Here is a 16877-nt window from a genome sequence, read left to right as displayed (position 1 = left end):
GTAAATCATGCACTGGCTTTTAACACACTGTTGAGTTCTCAAGAAACGGACGCCAGACCGTCAACCACCCGGCCGCACTCGCTTCGTTATGTCTTAACTTTACCATTTCGCCCGATTTGCTGTCAAACCGGTCAACCTGGCTACAATCTCGACCACCCCGCTTCCGGGGCAACCCTCTTAACTTACCGTGCCATTTGGCGCTTGTCCAATCGACCGATTTTCCGGGCGATGCGGGGGTGCGCCGTTCTGGCAGAAGTGCGTTGAGAAGAAGTGTCCCTCAGGGCCCGTCCGCCGTCGTGCGGCGTCCGGCTCGCTCCCGGGGCACAGACGAGACTAGGTCGCGATCGCCATCCCGTCAAATCCGCGTTCGGGCCTATTGATCTCTGCCCGTATCCTCCACTAAGTGACAGCCACAATTGCCGCACCTGACAGCCCCCCGCGCGCCCTCCCCCGCACCCTCTCCCGCACCCCTCCATGGGCCGCCATCACAGCGGGCATCGTGGCGTACGCCATCGCGCTGACCGGGTCGGGCGCCGCCACGCTCAACGGCGACGAGCTGGCCACGCTCAGCTCGGCCAGGCGCGACCTGCCCGGCCTGTGGGAGCTCGCCCAGCACATCGACGGCCACTTCCTGCCGTACTACCTGTTCATGCACTTCTGGACCAAGCTCGGCGAGGCGGAGATCTGGCTCCGCCTTCCCTCGGCACTCGCCATCGGCGTCGCCGCCGCCTTCCTGGTCTCGCTCGGCCGCCGCCTGCACGGCCTGACCGCGGGCCTCACCGCGGCCGCACTGTTCGCCGTGCTCCCTTCGGTCTCGTACTACGGCGCCTTCGCCAGGTCCTACGCCTTCGCCGCCGCGGCCGTCACGATCTCCTTCTGGTGCCTGCATCGCGCGACGTGCCTGCATCCCGCGACGCGCCTGCATCGGGCGAGGTGGGTCCAGTACGCCGTGTCCGTGGCCTTCATCGGCTGCACGCACCTGTTCGCCGTACTCGTCCTCCCCGCGCACCTCGCCCTCCTGCGCAGAAGCACCAGGAACATGGTGCTGGCCATGGCCGCGGGGTTCGTGCCCGCGGCCGCGCTCGGACTCATCGGGTACGGCGAGCGCCACGCGATCAGCTGGATCCCCCAGCGCGGGCCCGAGGTCCTGCTCAAGTTTCCCAAGATGGCGGCCGGCGCGACCGAGATCGGTCTTCTCCTGTTCGCGGCCGCCCTGGCCGGCGCCGTGCTCATGGTCAGGCGGGACACGCGGTGGGGGCCGGCGCTCATCGGTTGGCTGGCGCTCCCGCCCGTCCTGCTGCTGGCGGTCTCCCATCTGGTGACACCCGCGTACGTCGACCGCTACCTCTTCGTCACCGCTCCTGCGCTCGCGCTGCTGGCGGCGATCGCGGTGGCCGAGGTGCCCCGGTTCGCGATCCCCGCCGCCGTGGCCCTCACGCTCGCGGCGGGCGCGCTGGCCGTACCGCAGCATCTGGAGATTCGCGAGCCGAACGGCCGCTTCGAGGACGTCCCGTGGGCGCTCCGCCGCATGAAGCTCGAACCCGGCGACGCGATCGTGTACGGCCAGAGCTCCCTGCGCACCGGTTTCGACTACTACGCGAAGGCCGTCATGCCCGACGACGTCCTCCTGGAGGGCACCGCGCCGGCGCCCGACAGCTTCGCCTACCCCGAGAAGGGGGACGTCGCCGCCGCGCTCGAGGGGCGCGACAGGGTGTGGCTGGTGTGGCGGGGCGCGAAGGACGAGAAGCTGCCCGCGATCGAGAAGGTACGGCAGGCGGGATTCGACCGAGCCCAGGCCTGGCACTCGGCCGACACCCCCGGCCTGACGGTGTCGTTGTACAAGAGGAAGGCGGACCTCCCCTGAGGGAAGGCCCGCCATCACAGCGGCAGGTCAGCCGACGACGACCCCGCCGATCGACTTCTTGCCGCGACGCAGCACCAGGAAGCGCCCCTGCAGCAGGTCGTCCGAGGTGGGCGCGAAGGCCTCATCCGTGATCTTCACGTTGTTGAGGTACGCGCCGCCCTCCTTGATCGCCCGCCTGGCCGCCGACTTCGACTCCACGAGCCCGCTTTCGGCCATGAGGTCCGCCAGCGAGGCGCCGAGCGCGTCGACCTTGGCCAGCGGCACCTCGGCCAGCGCCCCCTCCAGCGTCGAGGCCGACAGCTCGTCGAGGGAGCCCTGCCCGAACAGCGCCTTCGACGCCGCGACCACGGCCGCCAGCTCGTCGGCCCCGTGAACCATGGTGGTGAGGTCCTCGGCCAGCGCCCGCTGCGCCTCACGGGCGAACGGCCGCTCGGCCACCGCCTTCTCCAGCTCCTCGATCTCCTCCCGCGAGCGGAAGGTGAACACCTTGAGGAAGCGCACCACGTCGCGGTCGTCGGCGTTGAGCCAGTACTGGTAGAAGGCGTACGGCGAGGTCAGCGCCGCATCCAGCCAGACGGCCCCGCCCGCGGTCTTGCCGAACTTGGTGCCGTCGGCCTTGGTGATCAGTTTGCCGGTGAGCGCGTGCACGTGGCCGCCCTCGACCCGGCGGATCAGGTCGACGCCCGCGGTGATGTTGCCCCACTGGTCGCTGCCGCCCAGCTGCAGCGTGCAGCCGTGCCGCCTGAACAGCTCCAGGTAGTCGTTGGCCTGCAGGATCTGGTAGCTGAACTCGGTGTAGCTGAGCCCGTCACCGCCCAGTCGGGCCGCCACGGACTCGCGGGCGAGCATGCGGTTGACGGGGAAGTGCTTGCCGACGTCGCGCAGGAAGTCGATCGCCGACAGCTCGGAGGTCCAGTCGAGGTTGCTGACCAGCGTCGCCGCCGTCGGCCCCGGCTCGAAGGAGAGGAACTTCTCCACCTGGACGCGGATGCGGCGGACCCATTCCGCCACGACGTCGGAGGTGTTCAGCGCCCGCTCGGTGCTGCGCCCGCTCGGGTCGCCGATGAGCCCGGTGGCACCGCCGACCAGTCCGATCGGCTTGTGCCCCGCCCGCTGGAACCTGGTCAGGATGAGCAGCGTGGCCAGGTTGCCGACGTGCAGGGAGGGCGCGGTGGGGTCGAAGCCCGCATAGACCGTGATCGGACCCTCGGACAGCGCCTTGCGCAGCGCGTCGACGTCGGTGGTTTGCGCGAGCACGTCGCGCCATTCGAGCTCATCGAGGATGTCGGTCACGGCTTTCCCAAGGTTGAGGTTGACTGGCTACAGCCTGCCCGATAAGCGGGCATCCTCGCCACTTGGATACGCTCGGTGTCCATGTGGAGGGTCCGTCGCGAGCTGGCCGTTTTCAAGATCCTAGGGGCTCTGGCGTGTGCGGGGCTCGGCGTCTACTGGTATCTGACCGGTGACGTGCGCGGCGTGATCCTGGCCGTGCCCGCCACCCTGCTGGTGGGCGCGATGGGGGTCAGGGATGTGCTCGTCCCCGTACGGCTGGCCGCCGACCCGAGCGGCATCACCGTCGTCCACGGCTTCGCGGGCAGGCGCCACGTCCCGTGGGACCAGATCGAGGACGTGCGGGTCGACGTGCGCAGGCGGTTCGGCCTGCGCAGCGAGATGCTCGAGATCGACACGGGCGATAACCTGCACCTGGTGAGCGGCTACGAGCTGGGAGGCGCCTCCTGCACGGAGGTCGCCGCGCTGTTGCGCCGCCGCGGGGTGTGAGCGCGGTACGGCGAGACGGTCGGGTCGCCGGCGATCCAGAACCGCCATGGCGTGTCGACGCCGGTGGAGATCCCGGTCCTCGGCCCTGAGGCGACCTGCCCGACCGGCCCTCCCGTCATGACATTTCCCACCATGTCGAGGCCGTTGTCGGGGCGGCCGATCCCGAGCGCGACCGCCAGCCTCGCAGGGCCGCGCGCGAGGTCACGGTCCTTGACGCCCGGTCTGCGGGCACGCGCATGGGAGAGGCCCGACACGACCTCGCCCGCGCGCAGCAGCACCGCCGAGCCGTGCCCTTCGGGCAGGCAGACGAGGTTGGCGCAGTAGTGCATGCCGTACGTGAAGTAGACGTAGAGGTGCCCAGGCGGCCCGAACATGACCGCGTTGCGGGGGGTCCGTCCCCGGTAGGTGTGGGACGCGGGGTCCTCCCCCGGCAGGCCGTACGCCTCGACCTCGGTCAGCCTGACGCCGACGTCGCCGTGCACGAGGACGCGCCCGAGCAGCTCGGGCGCGACCTCGTGGGCGGGCCTGTCGAAGAAGTCCCTCGTCAGAAGTTCGACGCCCATGCCGCCTGCACGTCGACGGTCTCGCGCAGGACGGAGAGCTGGTCGCGGACCCTGTCGGGCGCGGTGCCGCCGTGCGCCTTGCGCGCGGCCAGCGCGCCGGGCACGTTGAGGACGTCGCGGACGTCCGGCGTCAGGTGCGCGGACACCTTGGCCAGGTCCTCGTCGCTCACGTCGCCCAGGTCGACGTCGTTGACCTGGCAGTAGACGACCAGGTGGCCGACGGCCTCGTGCGCGTCGCGGAAGGCCACGCCCTTGCGGACCAGCAGCTCGGCCAGGTCGGTGGCCAGGGCGAAGCCGTCGGAGGCGGTCGCCGACATGCGGGCGGTGTTGACGCGCATGGTGGAGACCAGCCCCGCCACCGCGGGCAGCACGAGGAGCAGGGTGTCGACGGTGTCGAAGACCGGCTCCTTGTCCTCCTGCAGGTCGCGGTTGTAGGTGAGCGGCAGGCCCTTGAGCACGGTCAGCAGCGACATGAGGTTGCCGATGAGCCGCCCCGACTTGCCGCGGGCGAGCTCGGCCACGTCGGGGTTCTTCTTCTGGGGCATGATCGACGAGCCGGTCGAGTAGGCGTCGTCCATCTCGATCCAGCGGAACTCCTGCGAGGCCCACAGGACGATCTCCTCGCCCAGCCGCGACAGGTGCACGCCGATCATCGCCGCGTCGAACAGGAACTCGGCGGCGAAGTCGCGGTCGGCGACGGCGTCCATCGAGTTCGGCGCGGCGGCGTCGAACCCGAGCTCGGCGGCGACGACGACGGGGTCGAGCGGCAGCGACGAGCCCGCGAGCGCGCCGGAGCCCAGCGGCGAGACGGCGGCCCGCTTGTCCCAGTCGATCAGGCGGTCGATGTCACGCGCGAAGGCGTGCACGTGCGCCAGCAGCTGGTGGCCGAACGACACCGGCTGCGCGTGCTGCAGGTGCGTCATGCCGGGCGCCGCCGTGTCGGCGTGGGTGGCGGCCTGTGCCATGAGCGCCGTCTCCAGCTCCACCAGCCTGGAGACGATGGTGCGCACGTGGTCGCGCAGGTACAGGCGCAGGTCGGTGGCGATCTGGTCGTTGCGGCTGCGCCCGGCGCGCAGCTTGCCGCCGAGGGAGCCGAGCCGTTCCAGCAGCCCGCGTTCCAGCGCGGTGTGCACGTCCTCGTCGGCGACCGTCGGCCGGAACTCGCCACTCTTGCAGGCGTTCTCCAGGTCGTCGAGCGCGCCGATCATGCGCTCGAGCTCTTCGTCCGTCAGCAGTCCCGCCCGATTCAGCACGCGGGCGTGCGCCCGCGAGGCCATCAGGTCGTACGGCACCAGCCGCCAGTCGAAGTGCACGCTCACCGACAGCCGAGCCAGCGCGTCGGCAGGGCCCGACTCGAAGCGCCCGCCCCACAGCCTCATCGGCTTGCCATCACTCACCGTCATACCCTCCGTCTTTTCCGCGAAGTCCCCCGCGATCCTAGCCATGCTTGGCGTCACGGGCTGCCGCGATCTTGGACGGCAGGCTCCACAGCTGCACGAACCCCTTGGCGAGCGACTGATCGAACGTGTCGCCCGTGTCGTAGGTGGCCAGCGAGAAATCGTACAGCGACTGCTCGGAGCGCCGACCTGTGACGACGGCGCGGCCGCCGTGCAGCGTCATCCTGATGTCGCCGCTGACGTACTTCTGCGCGTCGGCGATGAGCGTGTCGAGGGCGTTCTTCAGCGGCGAGAACCACAGGCCGTCGTAGACGAGCTCGCTCCAGCGCTGGTCCACGCCGCGCTTGAAGCGGGCCAGGTCGCGCTCGACGGTGACGTTCTCCAGCTCCATGTGCGCGGTGATCAGCGCGATCGCGCCGGGCGCCTCGTAGACCTCGCGCGACTTGATGCCGACGAGCCGGTCCTCGACCATGTCGATCCTGCCGACGCCCTGGGCGCCCGCGCGCTTGTTCAGCTCGTCGACGACCTGGAACGGCGTGAGCCTGCGCCCGTCGAGGGCCACGGGCACGCCGTGCTCGAAGGTGATGACGACCTCGTCGGCCTCGCGCGGCTGGGCGGGGTCGGAGGTGTAGGCGAAGATGTCCTCGGTCGGGCTGTTCCAGATGTCCTCGAGGTAGCCGGTCTCGATGGCCCTGCCCCAGAGGTTCTGGTCGATCGAGTACGGGTTCTTCTTGCTGGTCTCGATCGGCAGGCCCTTCTCCTCGGCGAAGGCGATGGCCTTGTCGCGGGTCCAGGCGAAGTCGCGGGCGGGGGCGACGACCTTGAGGCCGGGGGCCAGCGCGGCCAGACCGGCCTCGAAGCGGACCTGGTCGTTGCCCTTGCCGGTGCAACCGTGTGAGACCGTCGTGCCGCCGAACTGCTTGGCCGCGCTCACCAGGTGCTTGACGATCAACGGTCGCGACAGCGACGACAGCAGCGGGTAACGGTCCATGTAGAGGGCGTTGGCCTGCAGCGCCGGGACGCAGAAGTCGGCGGCGAACTCCTCCTTGGCGTCGATGACGACGGACTCGACCGCGCCGCAGTCGATGGCGCGCTTCTGGATGACGTCCATGTCCTCGCCGCCCTGGCCGAGGTCGACGGCGACGGCGATGACCTCGGCGTCCATCTTCTCGGCGAGGAAGGGGATGGCGACGGAGGTGTCGAGCCCCCCGGAGAAGGCTAGTACCACTCTCTCGGACATGATCATGATCCTTTGCGGTTGGCTATGTTGAGCAGGCTGTCCGCCACCGACTGGCCGCCCTGCGGGTCGCGGCTGATGACGAGGATGGTGTCGTCTCCTGCCACGGTGCCGAGGATGGACTCCCAGTCCGCGTGGTCGATGGCGGAGGCGAGGAACTGGGCGGCGCCGGGCGGTGTCCTGACTATGACCAGGTTGGCGGAGGCGTCGGCGGAGACGAGGAGCTCTTCGGCGATGCGGTTGAGCCTGGCCGCCGGCGACTCCCCCGTGCCGAGCCTGGCCAGCGGGATGCGCCCGCCGCCCTCGCCTGGCAGCGCGTAGACCAGCGAGCCGTCCTCGGCGCGCAGCTTGAGCGCGCCGAGCTCGTCCAGGTCGCGGGAGAGCGTGGCCTGGGTGACCTCGAGCCCGCTCTCCGCGAGCAGTTTGGCCAGCTCGGGCTGGGAGCGGACGGCCTGGCGCTGCAGCAGGTCGGTGATCTTCGCCTGCCTGGCGACCTTGGTCATCGGAATGGTCATCGGGCCTCCTTCGTCGGCCCGGAAGCGCTGTGTCCGTTTGTGCCCTCGCTGCGCTCGGTCACGAGCCAGTGCAGGAGTGCCTTCTGCGCGTGGCGGCGGTTCTCGGCCTGGTCCCACACCACGCTGCTCGGCCCTTCGAGCACCTCGGCGCTGATCTCGTAGCCGCGGTAGGCGGGCAGGCAGTGCAGCACGATCGCCTCGGGGGCCGCGTGAGCCATCAGCGCGGAGTTCACCTGGTACGGCATGAGCGTCGCCACGCGCTCCTCCTTGCCGTCCTGCCCCATGGACACCCAGGTGTCGGTGGCGACGACGTCCGCGCCGTGCGCCGCGACCACCGGGTCCTGGTGGACGACGACGGTGCCGCCGGTCTGTTCGGCGATCGCCGCGGCCCTGGTCAGGATCTCGGGGTCGGGCTGGAAGCCGAGGGGAGCGGCGATCCGCACGTGCATGCCCGCGGTCGCGCCGCCGAGCAGGTAGGAGTGGGCCATGTTGTTGGCGCCGTCGCCGAAGTAGGCGAGGGTCAGCCCCGCGGTCCTGCCGAAGCTCTCCCTGACGGTCTGCAGGTCGGCGAGGATCTGGCAGGGGTGGTACTCGTCGGTCAGCGCGTTCACCACGGGCACGTTCGAGGCCGAGGCCATCGCGACGATGCGCTGCTGGGCGCCGGTGCGCCACACGATGGCGGCCACCTGGCGCTCCAGCACCCTGGCGGTGTCCTCGATCGGCTCGCCGCGGCCCATCTGGGAGGTGCCGCCGTCGATGACCAGGGGCAGGCCGCCCAGCTCGCCGATGCCGACGGCGAAGGAGACGCGGGTCCTGGTGGACGGCTTGTCGAACAGGACGGCTACGGTCTTGGAGCCCTCGAAGGGGCGGTAGCCGTACGGGTCCTTCTTCATCGCGGCGGCCAGGTCGAGCACCTCTGTCTGCTCGGCCGGCGACAGGTCGTCGTCCTTCAGGAAGTGCCTGATGCGCGCCGCGTTCGCGTTGTTGCTAACCATGCGAGGCCTCCGTGAGGATCGCGGGGAGGGCGGCCACGAGGGACTGGATCTCCTCGGCCGTCACGACCAGTGGAGGGGCGAGCCGTACCGCGTCGGGTTGCAGGGCGTTGACCAGGAAGCCCGCGTTCTGCGCGGCCTGCTGCACCTTGGCGGAGACGGGCTCGTTGAGCACCAGCGCCAGCCACAGGCCGCGCCCGCGCACGCCCTTCAGCAGCGGGTGCCGCACGCCCTCCAGGCCCGACCACAGCAGCTCGGCGGCCTGGTTGACGTGCTCGAGATCGACGTTGGCCAGGACGGCGAGCGCTGCGGCGCACGAGACGGGGTTGCCGCCGAACGTCGAGCCGTGATCGCCCTTGTCGAACAGCGTGCCGGCGAAGCCGAAGCCGATGCAGGCGCCGATCGGCAGCCCGCCGCCGAGCCCCTTGGCCAGGGTGAGGATGTCGGGGACGACGCCGTCGGCCTGGTGCGCGAACCAGTGTCCAGTCCTGCCGATGGCCGACTGGATCTCGTCGGCGACCAGCAGCGCGCCCGCCGAGGTGCAGATCTCGCGGGCGGCCTTGAGGTAGCCGTCCGGTGGCGGCACCACGCCCGCCTCGCCCTGCGTGGGCTCCAGGAAGACGGCTATGCACTCCTCGGTGACGGCCTGGGCGAGCGCGTCGGCGTCGCCGTACGGCACGAAGCGGACCTCGACGGGGAACGGGCCGAACTGGTCGCGGATCGCCTTCTTGCCGGTCAGAGAGAGGGCGCCGATGGTGCGGCCGTGGAAGCCGTTCTCGGTGGCGACGAAGTAGGAGCGTCCTGTGGCCTTGCCGTACTTGATCGACAGCTTGTAGGCGGCTTCGTTCGCCTCGGTGCCCGAGTTGGCGAAGAAGACCTTGGCGGGCGCCTTCAGCAGCTCGAGCAGCTTCTCGGCGAGCAGCACCTCGGGCTCGTGCAGGAACAGGTTGCTGGTGTGGGCGAGGGTGGCGACCTGCTTCGATACCGCCTCCACCAGCGCGGGGTGGGCGTGGCCGAGCGAGTCGACCGCGATGCCGCCGATGAAGTCCAGGTACGGCCTGCCCTCCACGTCCCACACCGTGGTGCCCTCGCCTCGGGCCAGAGCCAGCGGCGGGACGCCGTAGTTCGGCATGAAGGCGTTCTCGAACCTCGTGTACAGGTCCATCAGGGCATCACCATGGTTCCGATTCCGTGGTCGGTGAAGATCTCGAGCAGCAGGGAGTGCGGCACGCGGCCGTCGAGGACGTGCGCCTGGGGCACGCCGCCCCGCACGGCGGTCAGGCAGGCCTCCATCTTGGGCACCATGCCGCTGGACAGGGTGGGCAGCATCTCGGCGAGCTCGGCCGCCTCGAGCTTGTCGATGACGTCGGTGTCGTCGGGCCAGTTGGCGTACAGGCCCTCGACGTCGGTGAGCACGATCAGCTTCTGCGCCTTGAGCGCGACGGCCAGCGCGGCGGCGGCGGTGTCGGCGTTGACGTTGTAGACCTGGCCGTCGTCGCCGCGCGCGACGCTGGAGATGACAGGGATGCGGCCGTTGTCGAGCATCGCCTGGACCGCACCCGAGTCGACCCTGACGATCTCGCCGACCTGTCCGAGGTCGATCCGCTCGCCGTCGACGACGGCGTGCTTGCGCTCGGCGGTGAACAGGTGGGCGTCCTCTCCCGACATTCCGACGGCGAACGGGCCGTGGTGGTTGATCAGGCCGACGACGTCGCGGTTGACCTGGCCGACCAGGACCATCCTGACGACCTGCATGGCCTCGGGGGTGGTGACCCGCAGGCCCGCGGTGAACGTCGACTCGATGCCGAGCCGGTCGAGCTGGGCGTTGATCTGCGGTCCTCCGCCGTGCACGACGACAGGCTTGAGGCCGGCGTAGCGCAGGAAGACGACGTCCTCGGCGAAGCCCTCCTTGAGCTTCTCCTCCGTCATGGCGTTGCCGCCGTACTTGATGACGACGGTCGCGCCGCTGAACCTGGCCAGCCACGGCAGCGCCTCGATCAGCGTGCCGGCCTTGGCGAGCGCTCCGTTGGCCCTCATGAGCTGTACGCCGAGTTCTCGTGCACGTACGCGGCGGTCAGGTCCGTGGTGTGGATGGTCGCCGAGTGCGGGCCCGCCGACAGGTCGACGGTGATGGTGACGTCGCGCGGGCGCATGTCGACCTTGGCGCGGTCGTCGCCGACGGCGCCACCCCTGCAGATCCAGATGCCGTTGATGGCGACGTTGATCCGGTCGGGCTCGAAGACCGCGTCGGTGGTGCCGACCGCCGACAGGACGCGGCCCCAGTTGGGGTCCTCGCCGTGGATGGCGCACTTGAGCAGGTTCGAGCGGGAGACCGTGCGGCCGACCTTGACCGCGTCGTCCTCGCTGGCGGCGCCGACGACCTCGATGGCGATCGCCTTGGAGGCGCCTTCGGCGTCGACCAGCAGTTGCCTGGCCAGGTCGGCACACACCTCGGTGATCTTCTTCTCGAACTCGTCGAGGTCGGGCGTGACGCCCGAGGCGCCGCTGGCCAGCAGCAGCACGGTGTCGTTGGTGGACATGCAGCCGTCGGCGTCGAGCCGGTCGAAGGTCTTCGACGTGGCCTTGCGCAGCACCGCGTCGAGCTGCTCCGAGGTGAGGTCGGCGTCGGTCGTGATCACGCAGAGCATGGTCGCCAGCGCGGGGGCGAGCATGCCTGCGCCCTTGGCCATGCCGCCGACCATGTACCCGCCTTCGCCGCGCTTGAAGGAGATCTTCGAGACGGTGTCGGTGGTGCGGATGGCGTCGGCGGCGGCCAGGCCGCCGTCACGGGAGAGCTGGGTCACGGCGCTGTCGACACCCGCCAGCAGCGTCTCCATCGGGAGCCGCTCGCCGATCAGGCCGGTGGAGCACACGGCGATCTCGCCGGCCGAGTCGGCGAGCACGTCGGCGACCTTCTCGGCCGTCGCGTGGGTGTCCTGGAATCCCTCGGGTCCCGTGCAGGCGTTGGCGCCGCCGGAGTTGAGGACGACCGCGCGCACCCTGCCTCCGGCCAGGACCTGCTGCGACCACAGGACGGGGGCGGCCTTCACGCGGTTGGCGGTGAAGACGCCCGCCGCGGCGCGGTTGGGCCCCTCGTTGACGACGAGGGCCAGGTCGCGGTGTCCGCTGGCCTTGATGCCTGCGGCGATACCCGCTGCCTTGAAACCGAGGGGCGCTGTGACGCTCATGCGTCCTCCTTCGTCGGACGCATGAGCGTCAACGCACAGTGTCTGATGGTTCCCTCGCTACGCTCGCTCACGGGGCGACTCCGTTCTGGGGAAGACCGAGCTCTTCTGGTAGGCCGAGGGCGAGGTTGACGCTCTGGATCGCGCCGCCCGCCGTGCCCTTGGTGAGGTTGTCGATGGCGATGACGGCGACCACCCGGCCGGCCCGCTCGTCCAGCGTGACCTGCAGGGCCGCGGTGTTGGCGCCGTAGGTCATCGCGGTGGCGGGCCAGGCGCCCTCGGGAAGCAGCGTGACGAACGGCTCGTCCTTCAGCGCGCTCTCGTACGCTTCGCGGAGCGCGGCCCTGGTGAGGCCGGGGGTGGCGGGAGCCGTGCAGGTGGCGAGGATGCCGCGGCTCATGGGGGCCAGCATCGGGGTGAAGGCGACGGTGACGGGGACGCCCGCGACGCCCGACAGGCTCTGCTCCATCTCGGGCGTGTGGCGGTGGACGCCGCCGACGCCGTAGGCGCTGACCGAGCCCATCACCTCGCTGCCGAGCAGGTTCGGCTTGAGCGCCTTGCCCGCTCCGCTGGTGCCGGTGGCGGCGACCACGACGACGTCGGGCTCGGCGATGCCGGCGGCGTAGGCGGGGAACAGGGCGAGGGTGACGGCCGTCGGGTAGCAGCCGGGTACAGCGATGCGCCGCGCGGCCTTGAGGAGGTCGCGCTGTCCCGGAAGCTCGGGCAGGCCGTAGGGCCAGGTGCCGGCGTGGGCTCCGCCGTAGAACTCGGCCCACGCGGCGGGGTCGGCGAGCCGGTGGTCGGCTCCGCAATCGACGACCACGCTGTCGTCGTCGAGCTGGGCGGCGATCGCGGCGGACTGGCCGTGCGGGAGCGCGAGGAAGACCACGTCGTGCCCGGCGAGGACCTCGGCGGTGGTCTCCTGGATGATCCGGCCGGCCAGCTGGGGCAGGTGCGGCTGGTGCGCGCCGAGCGGGCTGCCCGCGCTCGTCGCCGCGGTCAGCGCGCCGATCTCCAGCTCAGGGTGCGTGAGCAGCAGGCGCGCGAGCTCACCTCCGGCGTAGCCGCTGGCTCCGGCGATCGCCACACGCTGCATACTCATTCACCCTTACTCATGTTTTTGCTTAGGAAGATTATGCATGTGGCTCGATGGGCATGCAAGCGAGCCCGTCCGCGGTGCCCGCGATGCGAGACGGGACTTACCGCCCACAAGGTGCATAACCCCCCAAAATCGAGGATCTAGCGCGACGTACCTACCGGTCGGTACTGTGGATTTTCCGGTTAACAGACCCTGCGGGAGTTCTTGCCCATGAGCATCACGCACGCCCAGGTCCAAGCCCAGCTCACGGCAGAGGGCCAGCTGTTCGAAACCGAGGAGCTCGCCTCCGGGATCCGCACGTGGAAGCACGCACCGGGACACTTCCGCACCATGCTCGAGAACAGCCGCTTCCAGGGCGAGAAGGTCTTCCTCAGCTACGAGGACGAGCGCATCACCTACGAGGAGCACTACCGGCGGGCGGCGACTCTGGCGCGCAGGCTCGTCGAGGACTACGGCGTGGCCAAGGGCGACAGGGTCGCGATCGCCATGCGCAACTACCCCGAGTGGGTCGTCTCCTTCTCCGCCGTGCTGGCGGCCGGGGCGATAGCCGTACCGCTGAATGCCTGGTGGACCGCGCAGGAGCTGGCCTACGGGGTCTCGGACTCCGGCGCCAAGGTGCTGATCGCCGACGGCGAGCGGGCCGAACGGCTGGCGGACACGGGCGTGCCGATGATCGTCACCAGGGGCTCGGGCCACGGGCGGCCGTGGGATGAGGTCATGGGCGAGGTCAGGGCGGACGTGACGCTCCCCGAGGTGGAGCTGTCACCCGAGGACCCCGCGACGATCTTCTACACCTCTGGCACGACGGGGCTGCCCAAGGGCGCGCTCGGCAGCCACCGCAACCTCGGCCAGGCACCGATGACCGTCGCCTACTCGCTGATCAGGGCGGTCACTCTCGCGGGCAAGGACCCGTCGAGCATGTCCGGCGAGCGCAGGGTGACGCTGCTGACCGTGCCACTGTTCCACGTGACGGGCTGCTTCGCGGTCCTCATGGGCACCATGTTCACCGGCGGCGGGCTCGTCCTCATGTACAAGTGGGACCCCGAGCTCGCGCTCCAGCTCATCGAACGCGAGCGGATCACTGGCATGACCGGCGTGCCCACCAACGCCTGGCAGCTGCTGTCGCACCCCGACGTGGGCAAGTACGACCTGTCCTCGCTCAGCGGCATCTCGTACGGCGGCGCCCCCGCCCCGCCCAAGCTCATGGAGCGCATCACCGCCGAACTGCCGGGCCGCGCGCCGAGCAACGGGTACGGCATGACGGAGACGACGGCCCTGGCCATCAACAACTCGGGCGCCGACTACGCCCGCAAGCCGGACAGCATCGGGCTGCCCTCCGCCGTCGTCGACGTGCGCGTCTCCGACCCCACGGGGGCGCCATTGCCTGCCGACGAGGTCGGCGAGCTGTGCCTGCGGGGGCCGAACGTCATCCTCGGGTACTGGAACAAGCCCGCCGCCACGGCCGAGACGTTCGTCGACGGATGGCTGCACACGGGCGACCTGGCGCGGGTGGACGACGAGGGGTTCGTGTACATCGTCGACAGGGCGAAGGACATGGTGATCCGCGGGGGCGAGAACGTGTACTGCGCGGAGGTGGAGGCGGCGCTGTTCGAGCACCCGTCGGTGGACGACGTGGCGGTGATCGGGGTGCCGCACGACGAACTCGGTGAGGAGGTGGGGGCCGTGGTGCGGCTGTCGGCGCCCGCCACGGCCGAGGAGCTGACGGGATTCCTGAGGGAGCGGATCGCGGGGTTCAAGGTGCCGGCCCACTACTGGTTCAGGGAGGCGGAGCTGCCCAGGAACCCGGGAGGGAAGATCCTCAAGACGCGACTGCGCCAGGAGGTCCTCGCCCTTTGACCGGCTCCGGCATCGACTCCCCACACCAAATTTCGCCGGCTTTCCGCAGGTCAGCGCTCCGCAGAGCGGCGTCGTTACCTGGCACGTAATCGCGAGCTTGATGTCACGGATGACACGGTTGCACCACCGGAACGAAACACTCTCCGAAGGAGCACCCGATGACCTCCATCTCCGTCACCGTCGACCGGTCCAGGTTCCTGCGCATGGCCCTGGCCGCGGACGCCGTCATCACCGGCGGCAACGGGCTGATCTACCTGCTGGCCGCCGCCCCGGTCAGCGGTCTGCTCGGCACCGACGCGGGGATGCTGCGCGAGATCGGCGTCTTCCTCCTCGTGTACGGCGCGGCCGTCGGGTTCCTCGCCGGCAGGGCGAACATCAGCAAGGCCGCCACCCAGGTCGTGATCGCCATGAACATCGTCTGGACCCTCGCCAGCGTCGCCGCCGTCGTCACCGGCCTCATGGAGTTCACCACCATCGGCGCCATCTGGGCGATCGCCCAGGCCCTCGTCGTCGGCGCCTTCGCCGAGCTGCAGATCATGGGCCTGCGCAAGGCCGCCCGCTGACCTCTCGACCGCATATCACCACCACCCGAAATATCGCCTGAAAGGACGAACAATCATGACGATCGTTGAGCGCTACCTGGCCGCCTGGAACGAGACCGACGCCGAGGCCCGCGCCAAGGCCGTCGCCGAGCTCTGGACCGAGGACGCCACCTACACCGACCCGCTGGCCGACGTGGCGGGACACGAGGGCATCGCCGCGGTGATCGCCGGAGCCCAGGAGATGTTCCCCGGACTGGTCTTCACGCCCGGCGAACTGCAGGACGCCCACCACGACCTGGTCCGCTTCACCTGGCACCTCGGCCCCGCCGGCGGCGAGGCGCTGGCCATCGGGTTCGACGTGCTGAAGCTGGCCGAGGACGGCAGGATCCGCCAGGTGCTCGGCTTCCTGGACAAAGTGCCCGGCTGACCCTCCCCCACCGAAGGCCCCCGACCAGGGGGCCTTCGTCTTTTCGTGGCGGGAAAACCCTTTGCGCCGGCCTGCGGTCCCAAAACAGAATGAATTCTCGTGTCCGACCGACTCAAGCGCCTGCTTGCCCATGTCACGATCGACCTGGGCCCGCTGCGCGATTCCCGCGACTACCGGCTGCTGATGGCCTCAGGCGTCATCACCATGTTCGGCACGTTCATCACGATGGTCGCGGTGCCGTACCAGATGAAGGAGCTGACCGGCTCCTACGTCGCGGTCGGTCTGGTCAGCCTGGCGGAGTTCGTGCCGATGGTGGTCTGCGGCCTGTGGGGCGGCGCGATCGCCGACGCGCTCGACCGGCGCAAGGTCATCCTGCTGGGCGAGGTCGGCCTGATGGTCACCTCGGCGCTGCTGATGGTCAACGCGATGCTGCCCGAGCCCCAGATCTGGGTGCTGTACGTGGTCGGCGCGCTGTCCACCGGCCTGGCCAGCCTGCAGCGGCCGAGCCTGGAGGCGCTGATCCCGCAGGTCGTCAGGCACGAGCAGCTCGGCTCAGCGGCGGTGCTCGCCAGCCTGCGCTGGAACGTCGGCGCCATCACCGCACCCGCCCTCGGCGGCCTGCTGGTGACCACCTTCAGCGTGGCCACCGCCTACGCGGTCGACACGGTCAGCTTCGTGCTCTCGCTGCTGCTGCTGTGGCGGATCAGGGCCGTGCCGCCGAAGGAGGACGCCGCTCCCGCGTCGCTGAGGTCGCTGGTCGAGGGCGTCCGCTACGCGGTGAGCAGGCGCGACCTGATGGGCACCTACCTGGTCGACATCGCCGCGATGGTGTTCGCCATGTCGACGGCGCTGTTCCCGTTCATCGTCGACCACTACGGCGCGCCGCAGGCGCTCGGCCTGCTGTATTCGGCCGGCGCCGTCGGCTCGCTCGTCGCCTCGCTCACGGGGGCCTGGGCGGCGCGCGTGCAACGGCAGGGTCTCGGGGTGATTCTGGCGGCAGCGCTGTGGGGGGTCGCGATCGCGCTCGCGGCGGTGATCCCCAACATCTGGGCGATCTTCTTCTGCCTGGCGCTGGCGGGTGCGGCCGACATGATCAGCGGCATCTTCCGGATGACCATGTGGAACCAGACCATCCCGGAGGAGCTGCGCGGCCGCCTGGCCGGCATCGAGCTGCTCTCCTATGCCAGCGGCCCGATGCTCGGCAACGCGCGGGCCGGGCTGATGGCGCAGGCGGGCGGCGCCAGGTTCTCGATGGGCGCGGGCGGGCTGCTGTGCGTGGGCTCGGTGGCGCTGCTGGCGTGGCTGCTGCCGTCCTTCCGCGCCTATGACGCCAGGACCAGCGAGCACGCCCTGGCCGAGAAGGCCCGCCGCGCGACCACCCCCGCGCAGGCGTGAGGCTGGACGGGCTGGGCTTGCCGTG

Annotated in this window: 16 protein-coding genes; 6 read left to right on the top strand and 10 right to left on the bottom strand. The window is 70.0% G+C overall.

Features of this window, described 5'->3' with window-relative positions:
• Nucleotides 1-403: 403 nt before the first annotated feature.
• Complete coding sequence (locus AB0B45_RS19460; RefSeq protein ID WP_358132218.1) at nucleotides 404-1864, top strand: glycosyltransferase family 39 protein; 1461 nt, start codon at nucleotides 404-406, stop codon at nucleotides 1862-1864.
• Nucleotides 1865-1891: 27 nt separating this feature from the next.
• Here AB0B45_RS19460 and tyrS read toward each other — a convergent pair whose 3' ends face one another.
• Nucleotides 1892-3157 carry a tyrosine--tRNA ligase gene (tyrS, locus tag AB0B45_RS19455; RefSeq protein ID WP_358132216.1) on the bottom strand — a complete coding sequence of 422 codons (1266 nt, stop codon included), beginning with the start codon at nucleotides 3155-3157 and terminating at the stop codon, nucleotides 1892-1894.
• 81 nt (nucleotides 3158-3238) lie between these two features.
• On the opposite strand from tyrS, the gene AB0B45_RS19450 reads away from it, so the two are divergent.
• Nucleotides 3239-3643, top strand: a complete 405-nt coding sequence (locus tag AB0B45_RS19450) for a PH domain-containing protein (protein WP_358132214.1) — start codon at nucleotides 3239-3241, stop codon at nucleotides 3641-3643.
• Here AB0B45_RS19450 and AB0B45_RS19445 read toward each other — a convergent pair.
• The 9 genes from AB0B45_RS19445 to argC form a co-directional block, all read right to left on the bottom strand.
• On the bottom strand, nucleotides 3580-4206 hold the full coding sequence (locus AB0B45_RS19445) for a DNA-3-methyladenine glycosylase (protein WP_358132212.1): 627 nt from the start codon (nucleotides 4204-4206) through the stop codon (nucleotides 3580-3582). The genes AB0B45_RS19450 and AB0B45_RS19445 overlap by 64 nt on opposite strands.
• On the bottom strand, nucleotides 4188-5609 hold the full coding sequence (gene argH, locus AB0B45_RS19440; RefSeq protein ID WP_358132210.1) for an argininosuccinate lyase: 1422 nt from the start codon (nucleotides 5607-5609) through the stop codon (nucleotides 4188-4190). Before argH ends, AB0B45_RS19445 begins: the two co-directional genes overlap by 19 nt.
• 34 nt (nucleotides 5610-5643) lie before the next feature.
• Nucleotides 5644-6843 carry an argininosuccinate synthase gene (locus AB0B45_RS19435; RefSeq protein ID WP_358132208.1) on the bottom strand — a complete coding sequence of 400 codons (1200 nt, stop codon included), beginning with the start codon at nucleotides 6841-6843 and terminating at the stop codon, nucleotides 5644-5646.
• 2 nt (nucleotides 6844-6845) lie between these two features.
• Nucleotides 6846-7355 (bottom strand): arginine repressor, encoded by a 510-nt coding sequence (locus AB0B45_RS19430; protein WP_358132206.1) that lies wholly within the window; start codon nucleotides 7353-7355, stop codon nucleotides 6846-6848.
• A complete protein-coding gene (argF, locus tag AB0B45_RS19425) occupies nucleotides 7352-8350 on the bottom strand; it encodes an ornithine carbamoyltransferase (protein ID WP_358132204.1) in 999 nt (332 codons plus the stop codon). The genes AB0B45_RS19430 and argF overlap by 4 nt, the downstream gene beginning before the upstream one ends.
• Entirely contained in the window at nucleotides 8343-9512 is a 1170-nt protein-coding gene (locus AB0B45_RS19420) for an acetylornithine transaminase (RefSeq protein WP_358132202.1), read from the bottom strand. Before AB0B45_RS19420 ends, argF begins: the two co-directional genes overlap by 8 nt.
• Nucleotides 9512-10384 carry an acetylglutamate kinase gene (gene argB, locus AB0B45_RS19415; protein ID WP_358132200.1) on the bottom strand — a complete coding sequence of 291 codons (873 nt, stop codon included), beginning with the start codon at nucleotides 10382-10384 and terminating at the stop codon, nucleotides 9512-9514. Before argB ends, AB0B45_RS19420 begins: the two co-directional genes overlap by 1 nt.
• A complete protein-coding gene (gene argJ, locus AB0B45_RS19410) occupies nucleotides 10381-11535 on the bottom strand; it encodes a bifunctional glutamate N-acetyltransferase/amino-acid acetyltransferase ArgJ (protein WP_358132198.1) in 1155 nt (384 codons plus the stop codon). Before argJ ends, argB begins: the two co-directional genes overlap by 4 nt.
• Before the next feature lie 67 nt (nucleotides 11536-11602).
• Nucleotides 11603-12634, bottom strand: a complete 1032-nt coding sequence (gene argC / locus AB0B45_RS19405) for an N-acetyl-gamma-glutamyl-phosphate reductase (protein ID WP_358132196.1) — start codon at nucleotides 12632-12634, stop codon at nucleotides 11603-11605.
• 207 nt (nucleotides 12635-12841) lie between these two features.
• On the opposite strand from argC, the gene AB0B45_RS19400 reads away from it, so the two are divergent.
• The 4 genes from AB0B45_RS19400 to AB0B45_RS19385 all read left to right on the top strand — a co-directional run bounded on the left by AB0B45_RS19400 (nucleotide 12842) and on the right by AB0B45_RS19385 (nucleotide 16852).
• Nucleotides 12842-14488, top strand: a complete 1647-nt coding sequence (locus tag AB0B45_RS19400; protein ID WP_358132194.1) for a class I adenylate-forming enzyme family protein — start codon at nucleotides 12842-12844, stop codon at nucleotides 14486-14488.
• Between the two features lie 158 nt (nucleotides 14489-14646).
• Nucleotides 14647-15051, top strand: coding sequence for a hypothetical protein (locus tag AB0B45_RS19395; protein WP_358132192.1), 405 nt, complete (start codon nucleotides 14647-14649; stop codon nucleotides 15049-15051).
• 55 nt (nucleotides 15052-15106) lie between these two features.
• On the top strand, nucleotides 15107-15457 hold the full coding sequence (locus AB0B45_RS19390; protein WP_358132190.1) for a nuclear transport factor 2 family protein: 351 nt from the start codon (nucleotides 15107-15109) through the stop codon (nucleotides 15455-15457).
• A 99-nt stretch (nucleotides 15458-15556) separates the two neighbouring features.
• Complete coding sequence (locus AB0B45_RS19385) at nucleotides 15557-16852, top strand: MFS transporter (RefSeq protein ID WP_358132189.1); 1296 nt, start codon at nucleotides 15557-15559, stop codon at nucleotides 16850-16852.
• Nucleotides 16853-16877: the final 25 nt, after the last annotated feature.

Source organism: Nonomuraea sp. NPDC049152 (assembly GCF_040648355.1).
Taxonomy (GTDB): Bacteria; Actinomycetota; Actinomycetes; order Streptosporangiales; family Streptosporangiaceae; genus Nonomuraea.
Note: the sequence above shows the minus strand (reverse complement) of the source record. Positions and strands in the feature narration are given on the sequence as shown.

Excerpts from the sequence above, each read along its gene's own strand:
- AB0B45_RS19435 (WP_358132208.1), bottom strand. The coding sequence starts at position 6,843 with ATGTCCGAGAGAGTGGTACTAGCCTTCTCCGGGGGGCTCGACACCTCC.
- argH (WP_358132210.1), bottom strand. The coding sequence starts at position 5,609 with ATGACGGTGAGTGATGGCAAGCCGATGAGGCTGTGGGGCGGGCGCTTC.
- AB0B45_RS19390 (WP_358132190.1), top strand. The coding sequence starts at position 15,107 with ATGACGATCGTTGAGCGCTACCTGGCCGCCTGGAACGAGACCGACGCC.
- AB0B45_RS19395 (WP_358132192.1), top strand. The coding sequence starts at position 14,647 with ATGACCTCCATCTCCGTCACCGTCGACCGGTCCAGGTTCCTGCGCATG.
- argC (WP_358132196.1), bottom strand. The coding sequence starts at position 12,634 with ATGAGTATGCAGCGTGTGGCGATCGCCGGAGCCAGCGGCTACGCCGGA.
- AB0B45_RS19420 (WP_358132202.1), bottom strand. The coding sequence starts at position 9,512 with ATGGACCTGTACACGAGGTTCGAGAACGCCTTCATGCCGAACTACGGC.
- AB0B45_RS19400 (WP_358132194.1), top strand. The coding sequence starts at position 12,842 with ATGAGCATCACGCACGCCCAGGTCCAAGCCCAGCTCACGGCAGAGGGC.
- argB (WP_358132200.1), bottom strand. The coding sequence starts at position 10,384 with ATGAGGGCCAACGGAGCGCTCGCCAAGGCCGGCACGCTGATCGAGGCG.
- AB0B45_RS19445 (WP_358132212.1), bottom strand. The coding sequence starts at position 4,206 with ATGGGCGTCGAACTTCTGACGAGGGACTTCTTCGACAGGCCCGCCCAC.
- AB0B45_RS19430 (WP_358132206.1), bottom strand. The coding sequence starts at position 7,355 with ATGACCATTCCGATGACCAAGGTCGCCAGGCAGGCGAAGATCACCGAC.
- argJ (WP_358132198.1), bottom strand. The coding sequence starts at position 11,535 with ATGAGCGTCACAGCGCCCCTCGGTTTCAAGGCAGCGGGTATCGCCGCA.
- argF (WP_358132204.1), bottom strand. The coding sequence starts at position 8,350 with ATGGTTAGCAACAACGCGAACGCGGCGCGCATCAGGCACTTCCTGAAG.
- AB0B45_RS19450 (WP_358132214.1), top strand. The coding sequence starts at position 3,239 with ATGTGGAGGGTCCGTCGCGAGCTGGCCGTTTTCAAGATCCTAGGGGCT.